This window comes from Pandoraea eparura (genome assembly GCF_902459725.1).
Lineage (GTDB): Bacteria > Pseudomonadota > Gammaproteobacteria > Burkholderiales > Burkholderiaceae > Pandoraea > Pandoraea eparura.
On record NZ_CABPSH010000003.1, the window covers coordinates 81,138 to 106,995 of the forward strand.

Genomic DNA, 25,858 nt, shown 5'->3' on the forward strand with positions numbered 1-25,858 from the left:
TCTGGCAGCCCGGGGCTGCCGGGAAAGGCGTCGGCATCGGGGGAGTGCAGCAGACCTCCCCATGCGGACGAAGGGAACCGCGCAAGACTCGGCTCCGCGGCGGAACCCCTACCGCAAAGGTCCCGGACGGATTGCGACGCGCCGTGCGTGAAGCCGCGCGACGAGAAACCCGCCACCCCGCAGACAAGCCGGAGGACAGCCCACGCCCCCTGGGCCTCTATCACACCGGCGGCGTGACGGGGGGTGGATGCGCAGCACCAGACCATTCTAGAGACTGCCTCGTTTCGAGATCAAGCGAAATATGGGTGCCAACGCGTGACATCGACACGCGCTTTGATTGACATCATCGCGACGCAATTCTCTCGTCGCTTTCTCACGCGTCCCCTCGAGAATTCCGCGTTACCCACGGCAACCGCCCGTCCCTCATGGGCGAGAACTGCCGCCATGGCGTTCCGCGGGAAACGCGTCCGTGCGCACTGCGTCACGCAAAGGCATGCGCTTTGCGCGTATTCGAGTGCGACGTGACGGGCGGTATCCCACCTCGGCTTTGGGATGATTCCGAAAGCATTTCGTCATGAGCCATTTGGGGAAAATGCCTCCATAAACTACGTAAAAAGCGGCTACGAAAGCCATTGGAGCAGACGCGATTTACGTACTTCCAGAGTCTCATCCCGCCACTTCTCATCGGACTCCAAAGGAGAAAAGCGATGCATCGATCTGTCTTGACGCTGGCCCTTACCGGAATCGTCTACCTGCTGGCACACGGCGCACCGGCACGCGCCGCCGTCTACACCAATGGGTCGGCGACGGCGCAAATGCGGGTGCAGTTGACGATTCTTCCCGGCTGCACCATTGCGACCACGCCGATGACGTTCAACGCGGTTCAGGGATCGGCGACCGGCCCGGTGGCGAGTACGTCGTCGCTGAGCGTCGCCTGCACCGCGACGACGGGATACAACATCGGCCTGAACGCCGGCACGGTGCCGAACTCGACCGAGACAGAGCGGCTGCTGGCAGGCGCCCTCTCCGGCAATACCACCACGATTCCCTTCGGTCTCTATCAGGACGCCGGCTACGCCACACCATGGGGCAACACGCAGGGCGCGAACACCCTGAGCGACTTGGGCACTGGCGCGGTGAAGGTGCATACCGTCTACGGACAAGCGACGCTCTCGGCCACCATGCCGGCACCGGACGTCTATTCGTCGACGGTCACCGCCACGGTGTACTTCTGAGCCGCGGGATCGATCATGCGCCCAAGACACCCCATATGTCCCATACGCCCCGTGCCCACCATGCGCCCCGTCGTTCGCCGCCCCACGGCCTACGCCTGCGGCGGCGCGTTCGTTGCGCTGTTGACGCTTTGCGTGACCGACGGCAACGGTGCCACGCTGCAAGTCTCGCCGGTCATCGTCAACTTTCTGCCCACGCAGCCCGCCACCACGCTCACGCTGGGCAATGCCGGCGACGTGCCGATTCACGGCCAGTTGCGCCTGTTTGCCTGGACGCAGCGCCACGGTGAGAACGTGCTCGCCCCGACCGACGCGCTCGTCGCCAGCCCGCCGATCCTGCGCATCGAACCGGGCGAGCGGCAGATCGTGCGGCTCGTGCGTATGGCGCACGCCCCTGCGGCGCACGAACAGAGCTATCGGCTGCTCGTCGACGAACTGCCCTCGGACGCTGCCGCGCCGTCCGAGGGCATCTCGATCCGTTTGCGTTACTCCCTGCCGGTGTTCGTTCAGGCGAGCGATGCGCGCGCACCGACGCTGCATTTCGACGTGCGCCCGGCGCAAGGCGTGCTCGAAGTGCGCAACGATGGCGAGCGGCATGCGCAACTCGGCGCCACGCGCGTGCTGGACGCCACCGGGCGCAGCGTTCAGTTGACGCGCGGCCTGCTCGGCTACGTTCTCGCCGGGCAGACCCGCCGCTTTGTCGTCCGCTGGCCCGCCGGCGCCCCGCCCATCGCCCCGTTCACCGTCGAGTCGCGCGTCGATGCGGTACCGATGCGCTTTGCCGCAGACGCCGCGTCGGATGCCGAACGCTAGCCGTGTTCGCCGGCCCCGCGTCGCTGCGGTTGCCGCTGCCCGGGGCTGCCACACAAGGGCACCCACAACGCAGGGTTGGGTGGGCGCCACGTCCGGGGCGGTGGCGACGGCACTCGTCACGTCGATGGCGCTTGGCACAGCGGCGTTCGGCAAGTCAGGCCAGGTGCACGCCGCCGCGCTCGCGTCCGTTCTCGCGACGGGGCCGGAGGACGGACACATCGCCGCACCATCGCAGGACGCGCCACGCGCCCCGCAGTTCGACAACACCGCACGGCCCGGCTCGAGCGCCCCCTTCCCGCCACGCACTGGCGTTTCCCGTCTGGATGGACCTTACGTGCTTGAGGTCATCGTCAACGGCGAGTCGACTGGCCGTATCGCGCCTTTTGTGCGCCGGCAGGGACGATGGTTCGTCCGGGCGGGCGACCTTCGCGCGCTCGGCCTCACCTCGCCCCGACTGCCGCAACGCGACGCCGCCGAAGTCGCGCTCGATTCGCTCGACGGGGTGCGTGCCATGTACGACGCCGCGCATCAGACGCTCGCCTTGCAGGTTGGCGATGCGTGGCTTACCCCATACGTCGTCGGCAGTCCGCCCCCCGTTGTCGTGGCCGCCACGTCAGGCACCGGCGTGCTGATCAACTACGATGGGTACGTGCAGCGCGACCGGTTCACGCGGGCGTCCGTCTGGAGCGAAGCCCGTGGCTTCTGGCCGGGCGGCACGGTGCACCAGACGGGGCTGATCGAGCACGCCGCCCGGCGTCGCGGGTATCGTCGCTACGACACGTGGTGGCAGCACGACGATCCCGAGCGCCTGACGACCTGGGTCGCGGGCGATCTCATTACCGGCTCGCTCGCATGGACGCGCTCGCTGCGTATTGCCGGCCTGCAATGGCGACGCAACTTCCGCCTGCGCCCGGATCTGGTGACGTTCCCGATACCGGCATTGCGCGGCAGTGCCGTGGTGCCGTCGTCGGTCGATGTGTATCTTGACGGCGTGCATCGCATGAGCGCTCGCGTGCCGCCGGGGCCATTCGTCATCCAGGAGGCCCCGGGCCTCACCGGCGACCTGCAGGCGAGTGTCGTGACGCGCGACGCGCTCGGGCGCGAGCAGGTCACCACCGTCCCCCTCTACCTCGACCCTCGACGGCTGGCGCGCGGTCTGTCGAGTTTCTCGGTGGAAGCGGGCCTGCCGCGCGACGATTACGGGGTACGTTCCTTCTCTTATCGGCGCCACCCCGTGGCATCCGTGACCGCGCGCTATGGCGCGACAGACGCCGTCACGGTGGAAGCCCAGGCGCAAGCCGGACGCCGGCTCGCGCTCGGCGGTGCGGGCGCGCTGATGGCGCTTGGCCAGGCCGGCGTCGTCAGCGCGTCGGCCGCTGTCTCGGGCGGCTGGGGCGCCGGCATGCAGTGGAGCGCCGGGTATCAATACCTGTCGCGACGCATCGGCATCGATGTGCAAATGATCCGGACGGCAGGACGCTATCGCGACATCGCGTCGCTCGACGGCGTACCCGCGCCGCGCGCCAGTGACCGCGTGAGTGTGTCCGTGCCGTTCGGACGCAGTCGCACGGCCTCGCTGGCCTGGTTTTCGCAACGCGTGCCGCGCCAGCCGGCCACTCGCGTGTTGTCGGCCAGTCTCTCGCTGCCGGCGGGCATGCGCGGCATGCTGTCCGTCGGCGGTTTTCGCGACTTCGCTCGCCGTCGCGCCCATGGGGTGTTCGCCATGTTGAGCGTGTTGCTGGGCGGCGGCGCACTAGGCAGTGCGTCGTTCAACCAGCAGGACGGGCAGATGCAGGCATGGGCCGGCGCCAGCCGGGCGCCGGATTATGGTGGCGGCTGGGGCTGGCAAGTCCTTGGCGGCCGCGCTTTCTCACAACGCACCGTGCAAGGCGAATTGCAGTATCTCGGGCGACACGGCCAGATCTCGGCCCTCGCGCAACAGGTGGGGCGCCGAACCGGAATGGCCCTCGGCATGACCGGCGCCCTGGTGGTGATGGACAACAGCGTGCACGCCACGCGGCGCACCTACGACGCGTTCGCCCTCGTGAGCGCCGATCGGCAAGCCGACGTGCCGGTGCTGCGCGAGTCGGTGCCCATCGGCCGCACCGACTCGCGCGGCTACTATCTCGTGCCGGATCTGAATGGCTTCGAAGCGTCGCGCATTGGTATCGATCCCATGCAGATTCCGGTCGACCGGGAAGTCCTCGCGACCGAGCGCCGCATCGCGCCGCAGGCGGGCAGCGGCGTGCTGGTGCATTTTCCCGTACGACGCTACCGTGCGGCGCTCGTCACTCTTGTGGACGCCGCGGGCCAGCCGCTGCGTCCAGGCACCACGGTGCGGCATGTGCAAAGTGGCGTCATGACCGTGGTCGGCTATGACGGAGAGGTCTTTGTCGATGCCCTCGGGCCGAGCAATACCCTCGAATCGCGCGACGCAGGCCTGCGCTGTCGCGTCTCGTTCAACTGGACCGCGCCCACCGAAGGCAGAATCGCCCGCCTCGGTCCGCTGACGTGCGTCGCCTTCGGCTCGCTCGCCAGTGAGCGTACCGAGGCCGTCGCCCCCGCGCCGTTGGCGTCCCCCACTCCTTGGACGCAGGAGGATCCGTCATGACACGCACGCGCTGGTCCCTGCCGACGGGATGGCACCATGCGTGCACCGCGGCGTTCGCGCTAGGCTGCACGCTCGCGCAGGCGCAAACCTGTTCGGTCGGCGCACCGACGCTCGCGTTCGCCGCGTTCAGCCCGATTTCCGGCGCCGCCCTCTCCGCGACCGGCACGATCCCCGTCTCATGTACGTGGCCCTTGCTCGGCGGCAGTCCCAACGTCAAGCTGTGCCTCGCGCTGAACGCGAGCCAGCCGCTTACGCTCACGCATGACGGCAACGCCATCCACTTCGGCCTCTTCATCGATCCCTCGTTCGCCAACGCGTGGGGAAGCGGCCCGAGTCAGGCGATCGCCCTGTCGATGACCCGCAATATACTGGGCGGCACGGTCACGCAAAACATCAATGTTTACGGGAGAATCGCGGCAGGCCAGACGACGGTGCCGACCACCGGCAGCAGCAACACCGTGTACACGCGGGCGTTTTCATCGGTAGACACGAATCTGCAATACGCTCCGTACGGCGCCCTGTCACCCGCCCCGGACTGCGGCAGTGCCATGACCACCGTGCCTGGCACCCCGTTTTCCACCAACGTGAGCGTCATCAACAACTGCACGATCGCCGCCACCCACATCACGTTCGCCACGCAATCGACGCTCGACCGCCCCGTGACCGGCGCGGGCCAGCTCATGGTGCAATGCACGCAGAACGATGCCTATCGCGTGAGCTTGTCCGGCGGGCAACGGGGCACGGTCACCGCGCGCTACATGACCGGCCTGACCGGCACCAACGTCGGCTATCAACTGTATCTGGACAGTGGCTACGCCACGATCTGGGGAGATGGGTCGTCGGGAACGTCGCTCCTGAGCGGCATCGGCACGGGGCTCGTCCAGTTCATTCCGATCTACGCGCGGGTGCCGTCGCAGTCAACACCGGCTCCCGGCGTGTACACCGACACGGTAACGGCAACGATCCAGTTCTGATGCCGTCGCGTCGAGGCTCAAACCGCTTCCGCGCGCGGCGGCTTGAGCGGCAGCACCTGAATGCGATCGCCCGCCTTGACGCCAAGCGCCTGCGCCGCAAGCGGGCTGAGCGTGAACGCACGTCGTTCGGGACGGCCCGTGACGAGCGTGGCACGAAAGCCTTCCAGCCCGAGGCACGCCACGAGATAGGGCTCCGCGTTAGCGGCGGCAGGTGCCGGACCGCTGTCCTCGTCCGGCGTTGTCGCGATGTTCACACTGAGATAACGACTGTCGCGCGCGGCGCGCAAGTCCGCAACGCGCGCCTCGAGCACTGGACCGCTATCGAAGATGTCGACGTGCGCGCCCGAACGCATGCCCTCCTGTTCCAGCAAACGGCGCGCCGGAAGCGTGTCGCGATGCGTCACCCCGATGGCGGCCTGCGCCTGCGCGGAGAGAAAGTCGACGTAGATGGGGTACTTCGGCATCAGTTCGGCCACGAACGACTTCTTGCCGATAGAGGTGAGGTAATCCGCCTGATCGAAATCGATCTTGAAGAAATGCTGTCCGAGCGACTGCCAGAACGGACTCTGCCCGTTGTCGTCGAAAAACCCGCGCAGTTCGGCACACACGTGCGGGCCGAATCGCTCGGGGAACTGCGCCATGAACAGAAAACGCGCCTTCGAGAGCAACGCGCCGTTGCCATGCCCACGCCACGACGGATCGAGCAACAGCGAGCAAAGCTCACTATAGCCGGTGAGGTCGTTCGAGAGCGAGAGCGTCAGCATCCTCGACCAGACGTTCAACTCGCGGCTCGCGTGTACGATCGTATCCTTGCGATACGTATAAAACGGTTGGTCCAGCCCGACCGCGGCTTCCAGGCCGCACACGCCGGCGATCTCACCAGTGGTGACGTCTTCCATCACGAAGAGGTATCCCTGTTCCGCCGTGGTGGCCTGCCCCTCTACCGTTGCGGTCACCCGGGCCAGACGCGCCTCGAGCGCCGCCCGATCCGGTTTGAACGACGTCATGCCGGGGCCAGCCAGCCCTGCCAGCTTCAACAGCGCAGGCAGATCGCCGCGACGCGCCAGGCGCACGACGCGAAGCGAGGCCGGTGCCCCCACGTCGGGCAAGTCAGGCAAGTCCGGCGAGTCCAATTCGGCAGCCGCGCGAGCGGGCGTCGCCATTTTCGATTGACGGGTCATGGGCACATCCGGCGAAGTGGGTGAAACAAGGGCCGGAGCGACGTCATCCATCGGTCCGGCCCGAAGTCCTGCACACGGTCAGGTCGTGATGTCGGCCGGCGCGATCAGGCCGCCTTTGCCGTGGCAGCCACTGCCGCGACCGCCTTCTCGAAGGAGGCGAGACCGGCGTCGATATCGGCAAACGGAATGTTCAGCGACGGTGCAAAGCGCACCACGTCGCCACCGGCCACGAGCAGCATCAGACCGTGCTTTTCGGATTCCGCCACGATGTCCTTCGCACGGCCAGCGAACGCCGGCTTGAGTACCGCGCCGATCAACAGCCCCATGCCGCGCACGTGATCGAACACGCCATGACGCGCGTTGATCGCCTCAATGCCCTTGATGAAATGCGCGTGACGCGCCTTCACGCCGTTGAGCGTCTCGGCCGTGTTGATCAGTTCCAGCACACGCCCGGCAATAGCCGTCGCGAGCGGATTGCCGCCGTACGTGCAACCATGCGTGCCCGGCGAGAAGCTCGCAGCGATCTTGCTCGTGGTCAGCATGCCGCCAATCGGATAGCCGTTGCCCAGCGCCTTGGCCGTGGTCAGGATGTCCGGCGTCACGCCGTATTGCTCATACGCATACAGCGTGCCGGTACGGCCGACGCCGGTTTGCACTTCGTCGAAGATCAGCAGGGCGCCGTGCTGGTCGCACAGGGCGCGCAGGCCTTGCAGGAATGCCGGATCGGCGGGCAGCACACCGCCCTCGCCTTGCACCGGCTCGACGATGACCGCCGCCGTCGCGGCCGAGATGGTCGCCTCGACAGTGGCCAGATCGTTGTAAGGCAAGTGCATGATGCCCGCCGGAATCGGGCCGAACCCTTCGGTGTATTTCGCCTGACCGCCGACGCTCACGGTGAAGAGCGAGCGGCCATGAAACGAGTTGTAGAACGAGATGATCTCGCTCTTTTCCTTGCCGCCGCGCTCGGCCGCGTGATCGTAGGCGTAGCGGCGCGCAAGCTTGAGTGCCGCTTCGTTGGCTTCGAGGCCCGAATTGCAGAAGAACGCCTTGTCGGCAAATGTGGCGTCCGTCAGGGCCTTGGCCAGACGCAGCACCGGTTCGTTGGTGTAGCCATTGCCGATGTGCCAGACCTTGCGCGCCTGCGCTTCGATGACCTTCACCAGTTCCGGGTTGGCGTGACCGAGCGCATTGACCGCGATGCCGCCGGTAAAGTCGACATACTCGCGCCCCTGCTGGTCCCACATGCGCGAGCCTTCGCCGCGCACGGGCACCATCTGGGCAGGAGCGTAATTGGGCACCATCACGTCGTCGAACGTCTGGCGGGTCACAGCGATTGGCTGGCTCATGACTACCTCGTGAAATCGGAGTGCAATCGTCGATTGCGGAGCAGGCCTGGAGGAAGGTCACTGCCCTGTGAAAAAACCTGGCTGGGGGCTCAGGGGGCCGGCGGCGCGCCAATGCCGGACGACACTGGCCCTTGGCGCGCGTACCCTCGCATTGTAATCAGATGCTGCCCGCAGATATACCTCCGCGAGCCTCACCTTCGCGAGAATTACAGGACTTTGCGCAAGAATTCGCGCGTGCGCTCGTGCTTCGGGGCCGAGAAGATCTGTTCAGGCTCGCCCTCTTCCATGATCACGCCCTGATCGATGAACAGGACGCGGTCTGAGACTTCGCGGGCAAACCCCATCTCGTGGGTCACGACGACCATCGTCATGCCCTCGTCGGCGAGCGACTTCATGACTTCGAGCACTTCGCCCACCAGCTCCGGGTCAAGCGCCGAGGTCGGCTCGTCGAAGAGCATGACCTCGGGCTGCATCGCGAGCGCGCGGGCAATGGCCACGCGCTGCTGCTGGCCGCCCGAGAGTTGATTCGGGAAGGCGTCGATCTTGTCGATCAGGCCAACCTTGCGCAGCAGTTGCTCGGCGATGGTCACCGCCTCGCCGCGCTTGATGCCGTTGACCTGCATCGGCGCGAGGATCAGGTTCTCGAGCACCGTCATGTGGGGGAACAGGTTGAAGCGCTGGAACACCATGCCTACGCTCGCGCGCATGGCATTCATATCCGTCTTCGGGTCTTCCACGTGGAAACCGTTGACGAGCACTTCACCGCCGCTCACGTCTTCCAGGCCATTCAGGCAGCGCAGGAAGGTGCTCTTGCCCGAGCCCGACGGCCCGATCACGCACACGACTTCGCTCTCTTCGATGCGGCACGAAATGCCGCGCAGTACGTGCGCCTCGCCGTACTGCTTCTGCAGGTTATTGACGACGATCACCTTTGCCGTACCTCGATTCCAGATGTTGAACAAATGCCGACAGCACCAGCGTGATCGCCCAGTAGATGAGCGAAATCGTCAGATACGGCTCCCAGTAGCGGGCGTACGCGCCCGACACCGTGCGCGCGGCATACGCCAGCTCGGCCAGACCGATGGCCGACGCCAGCGACGAATCCTTCACGATCGCAATGGCATTGTTGCCCAGCGGCGGCAGCATGCGGCGAAATGCCTGCGGCAGCACGACCTTGCGCAGCGTCTGCATGTAGGTCATGCCCAGCGAGCGCGCCGCTTCGGCCTGACCGCGATCGATCGACTGAATCCCGGCGCGGAAAATCTCCGACACGTAGGCGCCCGCGTTCAGCGAGATCGCCAGCACCGCCGACATGAAGGCACCGTATTGCGAGCGGATTTCCCGCGCGAGGTCGCCGCTCACGAGCAACCCCTCCGTGGGGTTGATCAGCACTGGCATCAGCGCGAAGTGAATCAGCAGGATCTGTACGAACAGCGGTGTGCCGCGGAAAAAGCTGACGTAGAAGCGCACCGGGTATTGCACCGCGTAGCGCAGGAAATACTTGTAGAAGCCGTGACGCGCTTCGGCCAAACGGCCGACGCCCAGCACAAGCCCAAGTAACGTGCCGGCGATCACACAGATCACCGTGCACTTGAGCGTCATCAGCGTGCCTTCGACGAACAGGGGCATGTATTCGCTGATGATGTTCCATTGGAACCCACCCATGAAGCACCTTTCTCACAAAATGAAACGAGCCGGCGGGCCGGCAGAAAAACGCTCGCGGCCCGGGGGTTGACGTCGAGTGTCGACGATCAGCTCACGGGCCGCGAGTGGCCAGATATCTGGCGAGCGTGGCGCGAATCTTACACGCGTTGCTTACTGCTGCGGCAGCGACGGCACGTCGGCGTCGAACCACTGCTTGTAGATCTTGGCGTAGGTGCCGTCGGCCACGATCTTCTTCAGGCCGCTGTTGATCTTGTCGAGCGCAACCTTGTTGCCCTTCTTGACGGCGATGCCGAAATACTGGCGCTTGAACTTGCTGTCGTAGACCAGCTTGAACGGCTTTTCCGGATGGCTCTTGATGTAGAACTTGATGACGCCCACGTCGCCCACGGCGGCGTCCACGCCCCCGCGATACAGCTCTTCGAGCATCAGCGGCGTGTTATCGAAGCGGCGAATCGCAGTGCTCGCGCGGCCCAGTTCTTCCGACACGGAGATGTCGCCGGTGCTGGAATTGACCACACCGACCTGAAGCTTCTTCAGATCAGCCAGACCGGCGATCTTGGCGCCCGGCGCGGTGATGATGACCTGATCGGCCGGAAAGTACGGTGCCGAGAAGTCGACCATTTCACGGCGCTTGTCGGTGATGGTGATGCCGGAGATGATGATGTCGCGATCGCCCTGGTCGAGCGTGGCGAAGATGCCTTCCCACGGCGTGCTGACCAGCTTCACATTGAACCCGCCGGCCTTGCCGATTGCCTTGATGATGTCGACGTCGAACCCGGCCAGCTCCTTCTGCGGCGTTTCGAACTCGAACGGACGATACGTACCGCCCGCACCCACGGTGTAGGTGGGCTCGGCGGCCTGTGCCGCCGGCAACGCGGCGAAGGTCGTCAGAAAACAGGCGGCGGCCAGCACGAGGCGCTTCGTCAACATGTGGATTTCCTTGGCGAGAATTCTTGAAAGAGCGCAATGATACTCCTCGCCGTCACCGAAACGAAAAAAAGCCGCCACCTCCGATTGGGTCGTTGCGATCTCGCGACGCACGATTGGATTCCCACGCAATGAGAATATCCGCGCGGCACGCGGGGGCGTTAGGGCGTTAGTTACGCCCGCCGAGCCCAGTGCGTCAGAACGCGCCCGTCGCGATGGGGCCGACCGTCTGGCCGGGACCGAAGACCATGTCGCGATACGACTTGCCCGCGGGAATCATCGGATACACGTCGTCCTCGCGGGCGACAAGCACGTCAAGCAGATACGGCTCGCTCGGGTCTTCGAGCATGCGCGCGAGCGCCGCTGGCAATTCGTGCGCTCGAGTCACGCGGGCGCTCGCCACACCGTACCCTGCCGCAATCGTGACGAAGTCCGGATACGGGCGCCCATCGCCCGCGCCATCCGGCACATTCGGGTCGACCAGCGACGACGCAACGCGATTGCGTGCATAGATCATGTCTTGCCATTGTCGAACCATGCCCAGCCACTGGTTGTTGATGACCAGCACCTTGACGCCCAGCCCGTAGCGTCGGCACGTTGAGAGTTCGTTCACGGACATGTTCAGACTGCCGTCGCCGTCGATGTCGATGACCGGCACGTCCGGCAACGCCACCTTGGCGCCGATGGCCGCCGGCAAGCCGAAGCCCATCGTGCCGAATCCCGCGCTGGACAGGAACGTGCGCGGCTCGCGAAGTCGCAGATGCTGCATCGCCCACATCTGATGCTGGCCAACGCCCGTGGTCACGACCGCTTGCGGCGGCAGCAGCGCGGCAAGCGCCGTGATGACGTCGACACCCGTGAGCACGTTTGCGGCGTCGGCGTTGGCGGCACTATTGGCACCCTCGGCACCGCCGGCGGAAGCGGCTGCCTGCCGGGGAGCGCGCAGCGGATGCGCCTCGCATCGCTCGCGCAGGTACGCGTGCCAGTCCGGCACATTGCGACGCGACGCGTGTACCAGCAGACCGGCGAACGCGTCGCGCAGATCCGCATGCACGCCGAGCGCGACCGGTTTGTTCTTGCCGATTTCGGCGGCGTCGACATCGATATGGACGATCGTGGCATGCCGCGCGAACGAGGCCGGATCGCCGATCACCCGGTCGTCGAAACGCACGCCGAGCGCCAGCACGAGGTCGGCCTCATTGACTGCGACGTTGGCCACGTGAGCACCATGCATCCCGAGCGGGCCAAGTAACAGCGGATGGTCGTCCGGCATGGCGCCGAGGCCCATCATCGTGAGGGCCACCGGGCAATCAAGCGCTTCGGCCAGCGCCACGAGTTGCGCACCGGTGCCCGACGCAATGACGCCGCCCCCGGCGTAGATCACCGGACGCTCGCTTCGCGCGAGCAAGGCTGCGATGCGTTGGGCCGTCTCGTCGCTCATGCCGGCCGGCACCGGCGCGGTGAAGCGCTTGTCCGTCGGCTGGTCGGGGCGCGCCTGCTGAATGTCCTTCGGGAAATCGAGCAGGACAGGGCCGGGTCGCCCCGCCAAAGCGCACGTGGCCGCTTCGCGCAACGCGGCGGGAATGTCTCGCGCCTCGCGAACCTGCCGGGCAAGCTTCGTCACCGGCTTCGTGATCGCAACAATGTCCACTTCCTGAAAGGCGTTCTTGCCGAGCCAATGCGTGGCAACGTTGCCGGTGATGGCGAACACCGGCACGGAATCGCTGGCGGCATCGGCAATGCCCGTCACGAGATTCGTCGCGCCAGGACCGGACGTCGCCAGACAAACGCCCAGCTTGCCAGTGGCGCGCGCATAGCCCTGCGCACCGAAGACGGCCCCCTGCTCGTGCTCGGTGCGTACCAGCGTGATCGCCACGCGCGAAAGGGCGTCGAGCATTTCGAGGTTGGCGCCGCCCGGGTAGCAGAACACCGTGTCCACGCCGATGTCGACCAGGGAGCGAGCTATCAGGTCTGCACCCTTGGCAGACAACGGGGCCACAGGCTGGGCGACGGCACCGGTCGCGGCTTCGGCAGCGGGGAGAGTCAGGTCGAGTTTCATGGGTACGTAGATTCCTGCGGGGTCCATCGAATCCGGACGGAGGGTTGCAGCCAATCGGCCTAATGAGACCCAAGCTTACGGGGATCGGACGGCAAATGCTTCGCGTATCGTTGACAAAATTCTGTCAGTTTCACATGATTCATTCAAATTCACGAAATATTGAGAATTAATCATGCAACTTGATGAATTCGACGAGAAAATTCTCGCACTACTTCAGGAAGACGCCTCGCTCTCGGCCGCCCAGATCGGTGAGCGCATCGGTCTGTCGCAGTCGCAGTGCTGGCGTCGCATTGACCGGCTCGACGCCGAAGGCGTGATCGAGCGACGCGTGGCGCTTGTCGACCGCAAGAAGGTCGGTCTGAACGTGATGCTGTTCGCCCACGTGAAACTAGCCGGACACAACCGCAATGCGCTGCCGGAGTTCTCGAAGGCAATTCAGGACTTTCCGGAAGTGCTCGAATGTCATGTGCTCATGGGCAATGTCGATTTTTTGTTGCGCATCGTCACGCGCGATGTCGAGGCGTATGAGCGATTCTTCTTCGAGCGTCTCTCGCAACTGCCGATGGTGCAGGAGGTCAACTCGATGATTGCGCTCTCGCAGATCAAGTCGACGACAGTCCTGCCTATCGGTAACGGCGGGCCACGATAGAGAACGGTGGGACCAATCGGGGGCGGTCTGGAGCGGTGAGAAGTTGTGAGGACAGGTAACGCCTCGCAGCTAGCGAAAAGGCATGACGGCCGTCATCGCCGGGGGCCCAACGGCTTGGCCTCGATCGCTTCATGACATTGCGGTGACCGAAACGTGTCACGCATTGCGCAATCGACCCTCGAGCGCCCGGCTCAAGGCGCCGCGGCCTTGACGACGTTGACGAAGGATGCTCGCCCACGTTGGACACCGCGTTCGCGAGCCTCTATGCTTAAGCATTCACTCCAGGAGTCCTGCATGAAACGTTGGATCGGAATCGCTGCCGCCGCCGTCATTGTCGGCGTGACGGCCTGGTGCTTCATCCCCGCTCACGCGGCGCTGAAGAACGGCACGTCAGCCCCCAACTTTTATGCTCAGGCCTCGCTCGGCGGCAACGTCTTCACGTTTTCGCTGGCCGACGCCCTGCGCAAGGGCCCCGTCGTGCTTTACTTCTACCCGGCGGCGTTCACCGCGGGTTGCACGATCGAAGCGCACGATTTCGCGCAAGCCACCGACAAGTTCAAGGCGATGGGCGCGACGGTCATCGGCGTCTCGCACGACAGCATTGACACGCTCAACAAGTTCTCCGTGTCCGAGTGCCGCAGCAAGTTTGCTGTGGCGGCCGATACCGACCAGCGCATCATGCGCGCCTACGACGCCGTGCTCACGCTCAAACCCGACTATGCCAATCGCGTGTCCTATGTCATCGCGCCCGACGGCAAAGTGATCTACAGCTATGTCAGCCTCGATCCGGACAAACATGTCACCAACACGATGGAAGCTGTCCGCAAGTGGCGTGACGCGCATCCCTCGTAATCGGGACGCCATCACAACAGGAGGCGGCATGAAAGCGACCGGTCGAGCCCAGACGCGCGGTGAAGAACTCGCCAACAGCGCCAGCCACGGCATTGCCTGCATGGCCGCCCTCGCCGCGACGCCCGCCCTGTTCAAGGCGGTTCGCCCACCGTTGCCCACGACCGTGCAGCAGATCGGCATTGGCGTGTTCGCCATCACGATGGTGATCGTCTACCTGGCGTCCGCCCTGTATCACGGCTTGCCCGACGGCCGCGCGAAACGGCTGTTCATGCGCGTCGATCATTGCGCCATCTTTCTCTTCATTGCCGGGACCTACACGCCCTTTACCGTCAAGATCCTCCACGACCCATGGGGCTGGCCACTGCTCACCGGCGTGTGGGCAATGGCCATTGCCGGGCTGGTCGCGAAGGGACTCGGCCTGCTCGACCAGCCGATCGTCTCCACCCTGCTCTATGTTGGCCTGGGCTGGATCGCCGTGCTGGTCGCCGGCCCGGTGCTCGCCGCTATCCCGGGCCCCGGTGCAGACTGGTTGTATGCGGGCGGCGTCGCCTATACCGTGGGTGCCCTCTTCTACTCGCTCGACGGCCATATCAAGTTCGGCCATCTGGTCTGGCATCTGTTTGCCATCGGCGGCACGGCCTGTCATTTTCTCGCCGTCTACCGCTACGTCTGATCGTCCGGCGCGCGCCGGCAGTCCGCCAGCTTCTCGGCCAACCGATCGCATCGCGCCGTCAACGCGGGATCGCCGAACATCCGGCACGCCCCTCGCATGCGATGCAGCAACGCCTGTGCCGCATCGAGATCCTCTGCGCGGCGTGAAGCCATCAGGCGCCGAAAGCGCGCCAGATCCTTCGCCATTTCCTCGCGCATCAGGCGCCGCGCGTAGGGATCGTCCTGCAACGGCAACCGCGACGCCTTCGGGCGCCCGCTCGCACCGGACGGCACAACGACCTGCTCTCCCTGCTCTCCCTCCGCGCCCTCGCTCCGGGGGCTGGGCCAGCGCACGGCCAACGTCTGCGCCAGCCGTTGGCTGGACACCGGCTTCGTCAGCACACCGTCGAGGCCGGCCTCCCTAGCGGCCCGCGCCCCGACCACCGACCCCGTCACCGCAAACATCACGGGTACCGGGCGGCCGAGCACCGGTGCCAACGCCCGCAGCGTCGTCGTCAGCGTCAGGCCACAGGCCCCGCCAAGCTGCACATCGGTAAGCACGACATCGACCTCGTGCGATGCCCATTGCAGCAACGCACTGGTCAGATCTTTCGCTCGCGCGACGATGCACCCGAGTGAAGTCAACTGATCGGCGAGGATGGTGCGATTCATGACGTGGTCGTCGACCACCAGCACACGCAACCCGGGACGCACGTCAACGTGCGCGACCGGCACCTCCGGCAGCCCCGGCAGCCCCGACATCGATGCGGGCGGCGACGATGCCGCCGACGCGAGCGCTTCTGGTGCATCAGGTGCTAAAAGCGCATCAGCCGCGCCAGACGACGTGGCGCCAACCCCGCCGGACGTCGACACCGCATCGGGCCTCGCGAAGGGCACCGACAACCGAAAGCGCGCGCCCGTCGTCGAGGGTTCCACGGCGAGCGACCCGCCCATGCGCCGCGCCCATTGCTGCGCGATCCACAGCCCCAACCCCGTGCCGGCCACCGAGCGGTCGGCACGGGCAAACGCCGCGAACACCGCGTTCTCCATACCCGCCGGGATGCCCGGGCCAGTGTCGCTGACGCGAATGATCAGTTGTCCCGCACCGACGTCGCGCCCCTGCCCGGGCATCGCCGACGGGTCCGTCGCCGCGGCACGCCCCGCAGTGGCGGTCCACGACGCCCTGACCGCCACACCGCCGCAGACGGTGTACTTCAGCGCATTGTCGAGCAGCGTTCGCAGAATCTGGCGCAGGCGAGCGGCATCCCCTCGGATCATGACGGGCACGTCCGCGGGGATCTGGCAGTCCAAAGCCAGCCCCTTGCCCTGTGCCACGCCCACGAAGGCGTCGACCTCCGCATCCAGACAGGCACGCACCTCGAAGACGGACTCCCTGAGCGGGAGTTCCGTGACGTCGCTCTGCCCCAGTTGCAGCACGTCGTCCACAGCGCTGGCGACGACGCCCAGCATATTGCGCATGGCGCCGATTCGCTCCCGGGGCGCCATCCCGCCCGCCTCGTCACCCGCATCACCCGCATCACCCGCGTCGGCCCAGTCGCCGAGGCGGCCACGCGCGCCCCACAGCGCATCGAGATGCCCTTGCAGCACTTGCAACGGGGCACGCAACTCGTGCACCAGCGCCAATCGAAACGTATTGGCAGCCCATGGGCCGTCCCGGCCCCAACCCTCCGGCCCGCTTGGCGTTGCCGCGGGTGCCTCGTCAGAGGCGTACCCTCCGACATCGCGGCCGCCGCGCGGGAAATTGAATTTGTCGAGATTCATCGCGTCATTGACGCCGCATCACGATTCGCGCGGTTTGGCGTACTGAAGAAGCCGTAAGAGTCTTCAAGTCTGGCCGTTCGCAAAGCGTTTGCGACTGCGCAAATTCCGATCTTGTTTTGCGGACGCCGCACTTTCGGAATCGCCCGAGCCAAACAGCTCAAGTTCCGCCTCTCATCTGCCGATAATCCCCATGTCCCGTTCTGTAGACACCGACGGGCAGGCAGGCCGCGCGCGCTCACTCGGCGGCCCAGGCATTCAAACTCTCGATCCCTATGTATAAGCACATTACGATTCGGACCAGTCTGACGCTCGTCCTCGGTTTGCTCGGTGCACTACTCGTCCTCGTGAGCGTCCTGGGCCTCCAGGCGCTCGGGTCCAGCAATGCCTCGCTGAGTGCGATGGCCACGCAAGACACGCCTGCCCTGGCCGAACTCAAGGGAACCGGAGAACAGATTCTGCGGACTCGCCTGTCGATGGCGACCTACGCGTCGTATGGGATGCTGGGCGCCGACCCGGACGAATCGGAAAAAGTCCTCACGCGAGGCAACCAATACCTCGCCGCGTCGGACGCCCTGTGGAGTGATTATCTGAAACGTCCCAAAGAAGATGCGCACGAAGCGGAGTTGGCCAAGTCGGCCGACGCCAAGCGCCACGCCTTTATCGATCAGGTCGTCACGCCTGCGCTCAATGCGCTGAAGCAAGGCGATCTGGCCGGCTTCCACCGGATTCAGGCGCGCGTCGCCCCGCCCGCTTATGCCGCGCTCGATGCGGCCATGCGCGAGCTGCAGGCGCTCCAGATCGCGCGGCAAAGTGCCCGCTTCGAGGCCGCGCAGCGCCGCTACAACGTCATGCGCATCGCCTTGGGGGCAACCTTGGCCATCGCACTGCTCCTCGCACTATGGGGCCGCGCCATGCTCGCGCGTGCCGTGCTGCGTCCGATCCGCGAAGTCATCTCGCATTTCGAGCGGATGGCCGCCGGCGATCTGAGCCAGCGCGTCGAGCAACGTACGCGTAACGAGATGGGCCAGTTGTTTGGCGCCCTCGGCCGGATGCGCGACGGTCTCGCCGGCACAGTCGGCACCGTGCGCGAGAGTACGGAAGCCATTCACGCGAACGCCCACGAGATTGCCGAGGGCAACGCCAACCTGTCTCAGCGCACCGAAGCGCAGGCGTCATCGCTGGAGCAAACGGCGGCGAGCATGGAAGAGCTGACCGCCGTCGTCAAACAAAACGCCGAGAACGCCCGGGCCGCCAGCCAACTCGCCGTCACGGCCTCGGAGACCGCAGCGCGCGGTGGCGACGTCGTGCAGGAAGTCGTGACGACGATGCGCGACATTGCCGAGGCCTCGCAAAAGGTCACCGATATCCTGAGCGTCATCGACGGCATCGCCTTCCAGACGAATATCCTGGCACTGAACGCCGCTGTCGAAGCCGCCCGCGCCGGCGAGCAGGGGCGCGGCTTTGCCGTGGTGGCCGGCGAGGTTCGCACGCTGGCGCAGCGCAGCGCCGCGGCAGCCAAGGAAATCAAGGGACTGATCGAAGCGTCGGGCAACCGGGTCGAGACAGGGGCGCGTCTGGTCCAGCGTGCCGGCGAGACGATGGTGGACGTCGTGCAGTCGGTCAAGCGCGTGACCGACATCATGGGAGAAATCTCGGCGGCCAGCGTCGAGCAGTCGAGCGGCATCGAGCAGGTGAACCGCGCGGTGACGCAAATGGACGAAATGACGCAGCAGAACGCCGCGCTCGTGGAAGAAGCCTCCGCCGCCGCTGCGGCACTCGAAACGCAGGCCGTGCGCCTGCGCGAGTCGGTCGCGCTGTTCCGCCTCTCGCCCCACGAAGCCGCTCGTGCGCCCGCGATACGCGAGGACAACGCACCGCTCGACGCTGCCCCCGGCAAACTGGCGCTCGCCGCCTGACGGCCGCGACGGCCGATCAAATGCTGGCGCGCTGCTCAAAACCTTTGATCGGCGAATCCGCCACCCAGGCCTTGTCGACATCGCAAGACGAGACCTGGGCGTGCGGCGGCCCCTCGCGCATCCATTCGCACAACGCCAGCAACTGATCGGCGTCCCCCTGCGCGATGGCCTCGACCGTACCGTCGCGCCGGTTGCGCACCCAACCGCTGAGCCCGATCCGGCGCGCCTCGTCCACGCACGCAGCGCGATAGCCAACGCCTTGCACAAGCCCGTGCACTACGATCTGCCACGTTGCCGTCATGACCCCTCCTGAGGTGATGGACGATGGGCAAGCCAACGGGAACCGGGGAACCAGAAAACGGGCCCGGTCGACATCGAGCCCTGTCACTACGTTAGCACACCACCCGGGCACGTTTAATAGACATCGCGACGGTAACGGCCCTGTGCCGACAGGTCGAGCAGGACGTCCGTGCCGATGGCCTCGGCCAGCGCGGCATCCACGGCGGGCGCCATGCCGGCAAGGCTGCCGCACACGTAGATCGACGCGCCGCGCGCCACCCAGGCCGCGATATCCTGCGCCGCGTCGCGCACCTGATCCTGCACGTAGCGGCGTTGCGCCTGATCGCGCGAATAGACGCGGTCGAGGCGCGCGATGCCGCCTTGCGCCTGCCATGCTCGCAATGTCGCGTCGTAAAAGCTGTCGCGCGCCGCCTCGCGCTCACCGAAGATCAGCCAGTTGCGCCGGTGTCCCTTCGCCGTGCGCTCGGCGAGGTGCGCGCGCAGTCCGGCCAACCCCGTGCCGTTGCCGATCAGGATCACGCCGCGCCCGGTTGCCGGGCCATGGAAACCAGGATTCGCACGCACGCGCATTGTCACGGCTTCGCCCAACGCCGCGCCGTCGGTCAGCCAGCCGGACCCCAGGCCCAGCGAGCCATCGGGATGGCGAGTCTGCCGCACGAGCAACATCAATGTCCCCTCCTCGCGGGTCGAAGCGATCGAGTACTCGCGCACGGGCAACGGCGCAAGACCCGCCAGCCACGCGTGCAGGTCGACGCCTGCCGTCGGCGCGGCGCGGGGTAACAGCCGTTCGCGCAACGCGTCGCCCAGCGTCGTCTCGCGTCCGGCAACACGCACCCGCACATCGCACGCCCAGACACTTCCCGAAAGGAAGCGTTCGACGCGCGCGGTCGTGTGACGCGGCTGCACCTCGACCAGATCGCCCGCCACCCAATCGGCACCCGGCGGCGGGGTAAAGGCGAGGTGATAGGCCGGCAAGCCGGTGCTGCCGGGATTGAGCAGGTCGCGTTGCGCGAGCGTCCACGATTGGAAGCCCGATAGGAAGCGCGGGCCATGCTGTGATTTCGTTACCGTCAGCGGATGGCCGAACCATTCCCCCAGCCGTTCCTGCCAGCGCGCCCACGCGCCCGGATCGCCGCGGTCGACTTCGATGGGCTCGAACGCCGCCACACCGCCCTGCGCGCGCAACCATCCATCGAGCTTGCGGCCGAATCCACAGAACCGGTCGTAATGGCTGTCCCCCAGCGAGAGCATGGCGAAGCGCAATGTCGGCAAGGCCATCGCCTGATTCATCAATTGTTGCGCGAAGCGGCGTGCGCTGTCGGGCGGCTCGCCATCGCCGAACGTGCTGACGATGAACAGCGCGCGCCTGGCCGAGCCGAGTTGCGCCTGACCGATGCGTGCCAGCGGCTGGATCTGCGCTTGGACGCCCGCGCCCGCGAGCATGCCCGCTGTCTGCCATGCGAGGCCTTCGGCCACGCCACTCTGGCTCGCGTAGCCGATCAGCACGCCGTCTTGCGCAAGCGCGCCTCTCGCGTCCGCCGGTGGGTCATGCCTCGCTCCGGCCGGGCGAGACGCCGCCAGCGCTCGCTTTTTTTTGCGACGGTCGAGATAGAGCATCCAGCCCGTGACGAAGAACATCGGCATCATCAGGCTCGAGAGCATCATGACGACGACACCGGCTTGTCCGAAGAAGCTGCCGCGATGCAACGCGTAGATACTCGTCATCAGTTGGCCTCCCGTCGTCTTCTGCGCGTACCGGTCTTCGTGGCGAATCTCGCCGGACGCCGCCTCGATCTCCATGCGGTTGAAGGCCCGCTCGTGCGGCGCCGACGCGTCGAGCCATGTCACCTGCAGCGGCCCGCCAGGCCTCTGCGCAGGACGCAGATACACCGAGGTGTAGTTCGGCACGTGCTCAGTAAAACTGCGCCAGGCCGTGGCCATCTCGCGTGCCGTCATTGCGGCCAGATCCGGCTGTACTGCCCGCTTGCCCGCCTCCGGCGCGCCCCGCTTCGGCGACGCGGCCGGCTTGTTGCGCATCGGTTGCGACACGCCCGCGATCGAAAACAGCATGCCGCGCCACCAGTCGTACGACCAGTAAAGGCCCGTCGTGGCCGACAGCAGGTAAGGCACCAGGACCACCGTGCCGATCACCGCATGCAGGTTCCACAGAAACGGTCGCCCCCGCTTCTTGAGATCGATATGGAACCAAGCGCGCCAGTGGCCGATGCGGCGTGGCCAACGCAGATATAGACCGCTCAGCGCCAGTACGAACAGCAGCAGCGTGGCCGCCGCCGTGATCTGCTTGCCGATGCCGTCGACCGTCAGGAAGCGGTGAACGTCCATGATGAACCGAAAGACCGCGTCGGCCTGCGACCGGCCGAGCATCTGCCCGGTGTAGGGATCGACAAAATAGGTCTCTGCACGCGGCCCGTCGCCCACGGACAGGCGCACGCTGACGGCGTCTTGCGGCGAGCGCGGTACCGTCATGAGGAGCACGCGCCGATCCGGCACCACCTCATGCACCCGCGAGAGCAACTCGGGAATGGGCAACGGGGCCGTGTCGCGCGCGGCCACGGTCATGACACCTGGGCTGAAGGCCCGCGTGAGGGCATCGTCGTAAGACAGCAGCGCGCCGGTCAGGCCGACGACTGCCAGCACCAGCCCGGCCGTCATGCCGAAGCCCCAGTGCAACTGAAACCAGAGTCTTTTCATCATTGTTATCGTCCGGCGCACATCGGAGCGCCGGGATGGGCACGTGCGCGGCAGAGGAGCCGTGCCGCCATCGTCGATGGCGCACTTTACGGCAATCGCTGAATGTTATTGCAAACGATTCTCATATTCAATACCAATTTAACTTTCCGTGCCTTGTAGGCGTCGTCTGACAGATGTTTCATAGAATGGACGACTCCCTGTCACTTTTTGACCGGTTACGATGGAGTTTTCCGCGCGGATGTCCGCGCTCCCGCCCACCGAACCGCCGCACGTCACCTCTCGTCTGCCCTCCCCCTGCGCCCGCCGCTCGGCCCCGGTTATGACCTATGGACCTGCGGCACGTCAGCGACGGAGTGCCATGCAACCCCTAGCGTCTTCTCTGCCCGCCCCACGGCACCCGACACCGGCCGACACTTGCGATGTCGATGTCACCACGGTGGCCTTCTTTTTCGACCTAGACGGCACGCTGGCACCGCTCGCGCCGCGTCCCGATGCGGTCACGCTGCCGCACGACACCGCCAGTGTTCTCGCCAGCCTGTTCCAGCGCACGTGCGGCGCCGTCGCGGTCGTTTCCGGACGCGCCATCGACGATATCGACGGCCTGCTCACCCCATTGCGCGTGCCCGCCGCCGGCCTGCACGGCGCCGAAATCCGGCATGCCGACGGCGAACTCGTGCGCGCCGAAGGCCACACCGTCGACGCGGCACGTGTTGCGGCCATGATCGCGCCGCTGCATGCGCTCGTCGCCCAGCACCCCGGCCTATTATTGGAGAACAAGGGCAGCGCGCTTGCGCTGCACTATCGTGGCGCGCCCGAACTGGCGAGCGTTGCCCGCGACACGATGCACTCGCTGGCCGAATTGCATGCCGAGCGCTTTGTGCTGCAACCCGGCAAGCTGGTCTTCGAGCTGCGTCCACGTAACGTCAGCAAAGGCCGTGCCATCACCACCCTGCTGAAGGAGGCCCCGTTCGCCGGACGAACACCGCTCTTCGCGGGCGACGACCTCACTGACGAGGCCGGGTTTGCCGATGTGAATGCTCTGGGCGGCATCACGATCAAGATCGGCGAGGGCCAGACCTGCGCCCGCCATCGCCTGCCGTCGCCGGAGGCCCTCACGGCCTGGCTGCTGACGTTGCGCGACGCCCGCACACCCCAAACCGAAAAGGAGAACGGCACATGAGTCGCTTGGTCATCGTATCGAATCGGGTCGCCCCCATGACCGAGGGCAAGCCGACCGCGGGCGGACTGGCGATCGGCGTGTACGAAGCGCTCAAGGACACCGGCGGCATGTGGTTCGGCTGGAATGGGGAAATCGATGCCGAACCGGCCACGGCGCCCGAGATCGGCCACCGCAACAACGTCACGTTCGCGACCGTGCCGCTCACGCGCCGCGACTACAACACCTACTATCGCGGTTTTTCGAACGCCACCCTCTGGCCCACGTTTCACTACCGCGACGACCTCACGCGCTACCAGCGCGACGACTACAACGGCTACCGTCACGTCAATGCGCGCTTTGCCGCGCTGCTCGCGCCGCTGCTCGAGCATGACGACCTGATCTGGGTGCACGACTACCATCTGCTGCCATTCGCGCAGGCCTGCCGTCAGATCGGCGTGCGGCAGCGGCTCGGCTTCTTCCTGCATATTCCGTTCCCCTCGCCGCAGGTGCTCATGACGGTGCCGCCGCACGAAGCGCTGGTGCGCGCGATGTGCGAGTACGACCTCGTCGGCTTCCAGACCGAGACCGACCGCACGGCCTTCACCGACTATCTGGTGCGCCATGCAGGTGGCACCCTGCACGATGACGGCACCGTCACGGCCTTCGATCGCACGCTGCGCACGGGCGTCTATCCGATCGGGGTGTATCCGGACGAGATCGCGCAGCAGGCGACCGCGCGCGCGACGGTCAAGCACATCCTCGATCTGAAGCAGGGGCTTCAGGAGCGCAAGCTCATCATGAGCGTAGATCGTCTCGACTACTCGAAGGGAATGCTCGAACGCTTTCGTGCATTCGAGCGCTTGCTTGAACTGTGGCCGAACCAGCAAGGCACCGTGAGTTTCGTGCAGGTGGCGCCGCCCAGCCGCTCGGATGTAGCGGGCTACGGGGAAATTCGCCGCCAGTTGGAAACCGCGGCGGGACATATCAACGGTCGCTTCTCGGATCTGGCCTGGACACCGCTTCGCTACATCAACAAGCGCTACGATCACGAAGTGCTGATGTCGTTCTTCCGGGCGTCGCAGGTGGGCTACGTCACGCCGCTGCGCGACGGCATGAATCTCGTGGCGAAGGAGTACGTGGCGTCTCAGGATCCGGCGGATCCCGGGGTGCTGGTGCTGTCGTGCTTCGCGGGTGCCGCACAGGAACTGGACGGCGCACTGATCGTGAATCCCTACGATATCGATGGTATGGCCGAAGCGCTGCGCAGCGCGCTGAACATGTCACTGTCCGAGCGCCAGGCACGACATGCCAGCATGATGGCGACACTGCGCGAGCACAATCTGTCCACGTGGCGCAACCGGTTCATCGCCGACCTGAGATCCCCAACAATCGCCGCCGAACCGGCAGCGTTGCGGTGTACACAACCGGCAGCGGCCTGAGCGGCAGCCGCCCGGCGCCATGCATGCCGTGTTACTTGCCTGCCGGACGCGACTGCTGCACCTGCGCCAGACGCTTTTGCAGGCCGTCCGCGATTTCCGTCTGGTGGGTCTGCCGGGCAAAGTCGATGGCGGTCATGCCGATCTGGTTTTTCAGCCTGACATCCGCCCCGCCGTCGAGCAGCACCTTGCACGTGGTGATATGACCGCCGCGCGCGGCCATCATGAGCGGCGTGGTGCCGTTGGGCGACTCGGCGTCGACGTAGGCCGAGGCATCCAGCAGCATCTGGACAATGTCGTCATGCCCGTTGGTCGCGGCGTAATGCAACGGTGCCCACCCCTTCTTGTTGACTTCGGCATCCTTGTCGATCAACAACTTGACCATCGGTGTGAGCCCTTGCAGCGAGGCGATCATCATTGCGTTCTCCCCCGCCGCGTTGGTCGCATCGAGGTCCGTGCGCTTGTCGTTGATGAGCAGGCGCGCCACGTCCACCGACTTTTCGCGCATCGCAATCACCAGCAGCGGGTTGCCCTTCTCGTCCGTCGAATTCGGGTCGACACCCGCTTTGAGCGCCTGGGCAATCGACTTCGTGTCATTGAAGACGACCGCCTTGACCAGGGCGCTGTTGGATGTGGCCGCCGTGGCGCATGCCGTCAGACAAAGCACGCTGAGCAGCATCCAGGCTCGGATCATCGAAAATTTGCGCATCGGGGGCTCCTGTCGGTAGTCCGGTGAATAACGTAGAGGCAGTTCGGTCAATCGGGTCGTACGGGGAAATACGGGGGTCGTGCTGCGTCACACGGCGTCAGGGCTTGGCGGTGGCGAACAGGCGGAAGAAATTTTCCGTCGTGGCCTCGGCAATCTTCTGCAGCGGCTCGCCGCGCAGGTCGGCGATAAATTCGGCCACATGGCGCACATAGCCCGGCTGATTGAGCTTGCCGCGATACGGCACGGGCGCGAGATACGGCGAGTCTGTCTCGATCAGCATGCGCTCGAGCGGCACGCGCCGCGCCACGTCCTGCAAGTCGCGGGCGCTCTTGAACGTGACGATGCCGGAGAACGAAATATAGAAATTCTGATCGAGCGCGCCCTGTGCGACGTCCCAGCTTTCGGTGAAGCAGTGCATCACGCCGGCGGGCTCGCCCGCGTTCTCTTCGCGCATGAGACGCAGCGTATCCTCGGCGGCCGCGCGTGTATGAATGATGAGCGGCTTGCCCGTGGCATGCGCGGCGCGAATGTGCGTGCGAAAGCGCTCGCGCTGCCACGCCATGTCCTCGATGCTGCGGCCTTCGAGCCGGTAGTAATCGAGACCGGTTTCGCCGATCGCCACCACCTTCGGGTGGGCGGCCAGACGCACGAGATCGTCGACGCTCGGCTCAGGCGTGTCCTCGTAATCGGGATGGACCCCGACCGAGGCGTACACGTTTTCGTGCTGTGCCGCGATGTCGAGCACTTGCGGCAGCGTGGGCAGGTCGACCGAGACACACAGGGCGTGACTCACCTTGTTCTCGCGCATGCGAGCGAGCAAGTCGGGCATCTGCTCGGCCAGCTCGGGGAAATTGATATGACAGTGCGAATCGATGAACATGATG

At 65.6% G+C, this 25,858-nt stretch carries 21 protein-coding genes; 10 read left to right on the forward strand and 11 right to left on the reverse strand.

Translation table 11 applies throughout. From position 1 onward, the window contains the following. The first annotated feature begins 707 nt into the window (after window positions 1-707). The 4 genes from PEP31012_RS08385 (at window position 708) to PEP31012_RS08400 (ending at window position 5,630) form a co-directional block, all read left to right on the forward strand. The gene (locus PEP31012_RS08385; RefSeq protein WP_150588911.1) at window positions 708-1,235 is read left to right on the forward strand and encodes a Csu type fimbrial protein; all 528 of its coding nucleotides are present in this window, start codon (window positions 708-710) and stop codon (window positions 1,233-1,235) included. A gap of 60 nt (window positions 1,236-1,295) precedes the next feature. Next, window positions 1,296-2,045: a fimbrial biogenesis chaperone gene (locus tag PEP31012_RS08390; RefSeq protein ID WP_174978171.1), complete on the forward strand. Its 750-nt coding sequence runs from the start codon at window positions 1,296-1,298 to the stop codon at window positions 2,043-2,045. 79 nt (window positions 2,046-2,124) lie between these two features. Continuing rightward, entirely contained in the window at window positions 2,125-4,656 is a 2,532-nt protein-coding gene (locus tag PEP31012_RS08395) for a fimbria/pilus outer membrane usher protein (RefSeq protein WP_174978172.1), read from the forward strand. Then, on the forward strand, window positions 4,653-5,630 hold the full coding sequence (locus PEP31012_RS08400; protein WP_150588914.1) for a Csu type fimbrial protein: 978 nt from the start codon (window positions 4,653-4,655) through the stop codon (window positions 5,628-5,630). Before PEP31012_RS08395 ends, PEP31012_RS08400 begins: the two co-directional genes overlap by 4 nt. A 17-nt stretch (window positions 5,631-5,647) precedes the next feature. On the opposite strand, the gene astA is transcribed toward PEP31012_RS08400, so the two are convergent. The 6 genes from astA to ilvB all read right to left on the reverse strand — a co-directional run bounded on the left by astA (window position 5,648) and on the right by ilvB (window position 12,808). After that, on the reverse strand, window positions 5,648-6,811 hold the full coding sequence (gene astA / locus PEP31012_RS08405; protein ID WP_246171203.1) for an arginine N-succinyltransferase: 1,164 nt from the start codon (window positions 6,809-6,811) through the stop codon (window positions 5,648-5,650). A gap of 104 nt (window positions 6,812-6,915) precedes the next feature. Beyond that, complete coding sequence (locus PEP31012_RS08410; RefSeq protein WP_150588915.1) at window positions 6,916-8,157, reverse strand: aspartate aminotransferase family protein; 1,242 nt, start codon at window positions 8,155-8,157, stop codon at window positions 6,916-6,918. Window positions 8,158-8,363: 206 nt separating this feature from the next. Next, window positions 8,364-9,086, reverse strand: a complete 723-nt coding sequence (locus PEP31012_RS08415; protein ID WP_150588916.1) for an amino acid ABC transporter ATP-binding protein — start codon at window positions 9,084-9,086, stop codon at window positions 8,364-8,366. Further along, complete coding sequence (locus PEP31012_RS08420) at window positions 9,070-9,822, reverse strand: amino acid ABC transporter permease (RefSeq protein ID WP_150588917.1); 753 nt, start codon at window positions 9,820-9,822, stop codon at window positions 9,070-9,072. Before PEP31012_RS08420 ends, PEP31012_RS08415 begins: the two co-directional genes overlap by 17 nt. A gap of 150 nt (window positions 9,823-9,972) precedes the next feature. Continuing rightward, window positions 9,973-10,752 (reverse strand): basic amino acid ABC transporter substrate-binding protein, encoded by a 780-nt coding sequence (locus PEP31012_RS08425; RefSeq protein WP_150588918.1) that lies wholly within the window; start codon window positions 10,750-10,752, stop codon window positions 9,973-9,975. A 193-nt stretch (window positions 10,753-10,945) separates the two neighbouring features. After that, window positions 10,946-12,808 (reverse strand): biosynthetic-type acetolactate synthase large subunit, encoded by a 1,863-nt coding sequence (gene ilvB / locus PEP31012_RS08430; protein ID WP_150588919.1) that lies wholly within the window; start codon window positions 12,806-12,808, stop codon window positions 10,946-10,948. Window positions 12,809-12,980: 172 nt separating this feature from the next. Between ilvB and PEP31012_RS08435 the strand changes: the two genes are divergently transcribed. The 3 genes from PEP31012_RS08435 to trhA all read left to right on the forward strand — a co-directional run bounded on the left by PEP31012_RS08435 (window position 12,981) and on the right by trhA (window position 14,982). Next, window positions 12,981-13,457 (forward strand): Lrp/AsnC family transcriptional regulator, encoded by a 477-nt coding sequence (locus tag PEP31012_RS08435; protein ID WP_150588920.1) that lies wholly within the window; start codon window positions 12,981-12,983, stop codon window positions 13,455-13,457. Window positions 13,458-13,751: 294 nt separating this feature from the next. Then, a complete protein-coding gene (locus PEP31012_RS08440) occupies window positions 13,752-14,309 on the forward strand; it encodes a peroxiredoxin (RefSeq protein ID WP_150588921.1) in 558 nt (185 codons plus the stop codon). Between the two features lie 28 nt (window positions 14,310-14,337). Further along, window positions 14,338-14,982 (forward strand): PAQR family membrane homeostasis protein TrhA, encoded by a 645-nt coding sequence (gene trhA / locus PEP31012_RS08445; RefSeq protein ID WP_150588922.1) that lies wholly within the window; start codon window positions 14,338-14,340, stop codon window positions 14,980-14,982. Here trhA and PEP31012_RS08450 read toward each other — a convergent pair. Continuing rightward, the gene (locus PEP31012_RS08450) at window positions 14,973-16,742 is read right to left on the reverse strand and encodes an ATP-binding protein (protein ID WP_150588923.1); all 1,770 of its coding nucleotides are present in this window, start codon (window positions 16,740-16,742) and stop codon (window positions 14,973-14,975) included. The genes trhA and PEP31012_RS08450 overlap by 10 nt on opposite strands. Before the next feature lie 272 nt (window positions 16,743-17,014). Between PEP31012_RS08450 and PEP31012_RS08455 the strand changes: the two genes are divergently transcribed. Then, window positions 17,015-18,658, forward strand: a complete 1,644-nt coding sequence (locus tag PEP31012_RS08455) for a methyl-accepting chemotaxis protein (RefSeq protein ID WP_150588924.1) — start codon at window positions 17,015-17,017, stop codon at window positions 18,656-18,658. 16 nt (window positions 18,659-18,674) lie between these two features. Here PEP31012_RS08455 and PEP31012_RS08460 read toward each other — a convergent pair whose 3' ends face one another. Both PEP31012_RS08460 and PEP31012_RS08465 read right to left on the reverse strand, forming a co-directional pair. After that, window positions 18,675-18,959 carry an acylphosphatase gene (locus tag PEP31012_RS08460; RefSeq protein ID WP_150588925.1) on the reverse strand — a complete coding sequence of 95 codons (285 nt, stop codon included), beginning with the start codon at window positions 18,957-18,959 and terminating at the stop codon, window positions 18,675-18,677. 113 nt (window positions 18,960-19,072) lie between these two features. Next, window positions 19,073-21,673 carry a PepSY domain-containing protein gene (locus PEP31012_RS08465; protein ID WP_150588926.1) on the reverse strand — a complete coding sequence of 867 codons (2,601 nt, stop codon included), beginning with the start codon at window positions 21,671-21,673 and terminating at the stop codon, window positions 19,073-19,075. A 355-nt stretch (window positions 21,674-22,028) separates the two neighbouring features. Here PEP31012_RS08465 and otsB point away from each other — a divergent pair, with 355 nt between their 5' ends. Together otsB and otsA are read left to right on the forward strand one after the other, a co-directional pair. Beyond that, window positions 22,029-22,850, forward strand: coding sequence for a trehalose-phosphatase (gene otsB / locus PEP31012_RS08470; RefSeq protein ID WP_150588927.1), 822 nt, complete (start codon window positions 22,029-22,031; stop codon window positions 22,848-22,850). Then, complete coding sequence (otsA, locus tag PEP31012_RS08475; RefSeq protein WP_150588928.1) at window positions 22,847-24,268, forward strand: alpha,alpha-trehalose-phosphate synthase (UDP-forming); 1,422 nt, start codon at window positions 22,847-22,849, stop codon at window positions 24,266-24,268. Before otsB ends, otsA begins: the two co-directional genes overlap by 4 nt. A 31-nt stretch (window positions 24,269-24,299) precedes the next feature. Here the strand turns inward: otsA and PEP31012_RS08480 are convergent, their stop codons facing one another. Further along, window positions 24,300-24,974 carry an ankyrin repeat domain-containing protein gene (locus tag PEP31012_RS08480; RefSeq protein WP_150588929.1) on the reverse strand — a complete coding sequence of 225 codons (675 nt, stop codon included), beginning with the start codon at window positions 24,972-24,974 and terminating at the stop codon, window positions 24,300-24,302. 97 nt (window positions 24,975-25,071) lie between these two features. Continuing rightward, entirely contained in the window at window positions 25,072-25,854 is a 783-nt protein-coding gene (locus tag PEP31012_RS08485; RefSeq protein WP_150588930.1) for a TatD family hydrolase, read from the reverse strand. Between the last annotated feature and the right edge of the window lie 4 nt (window positions 25,855-25,858).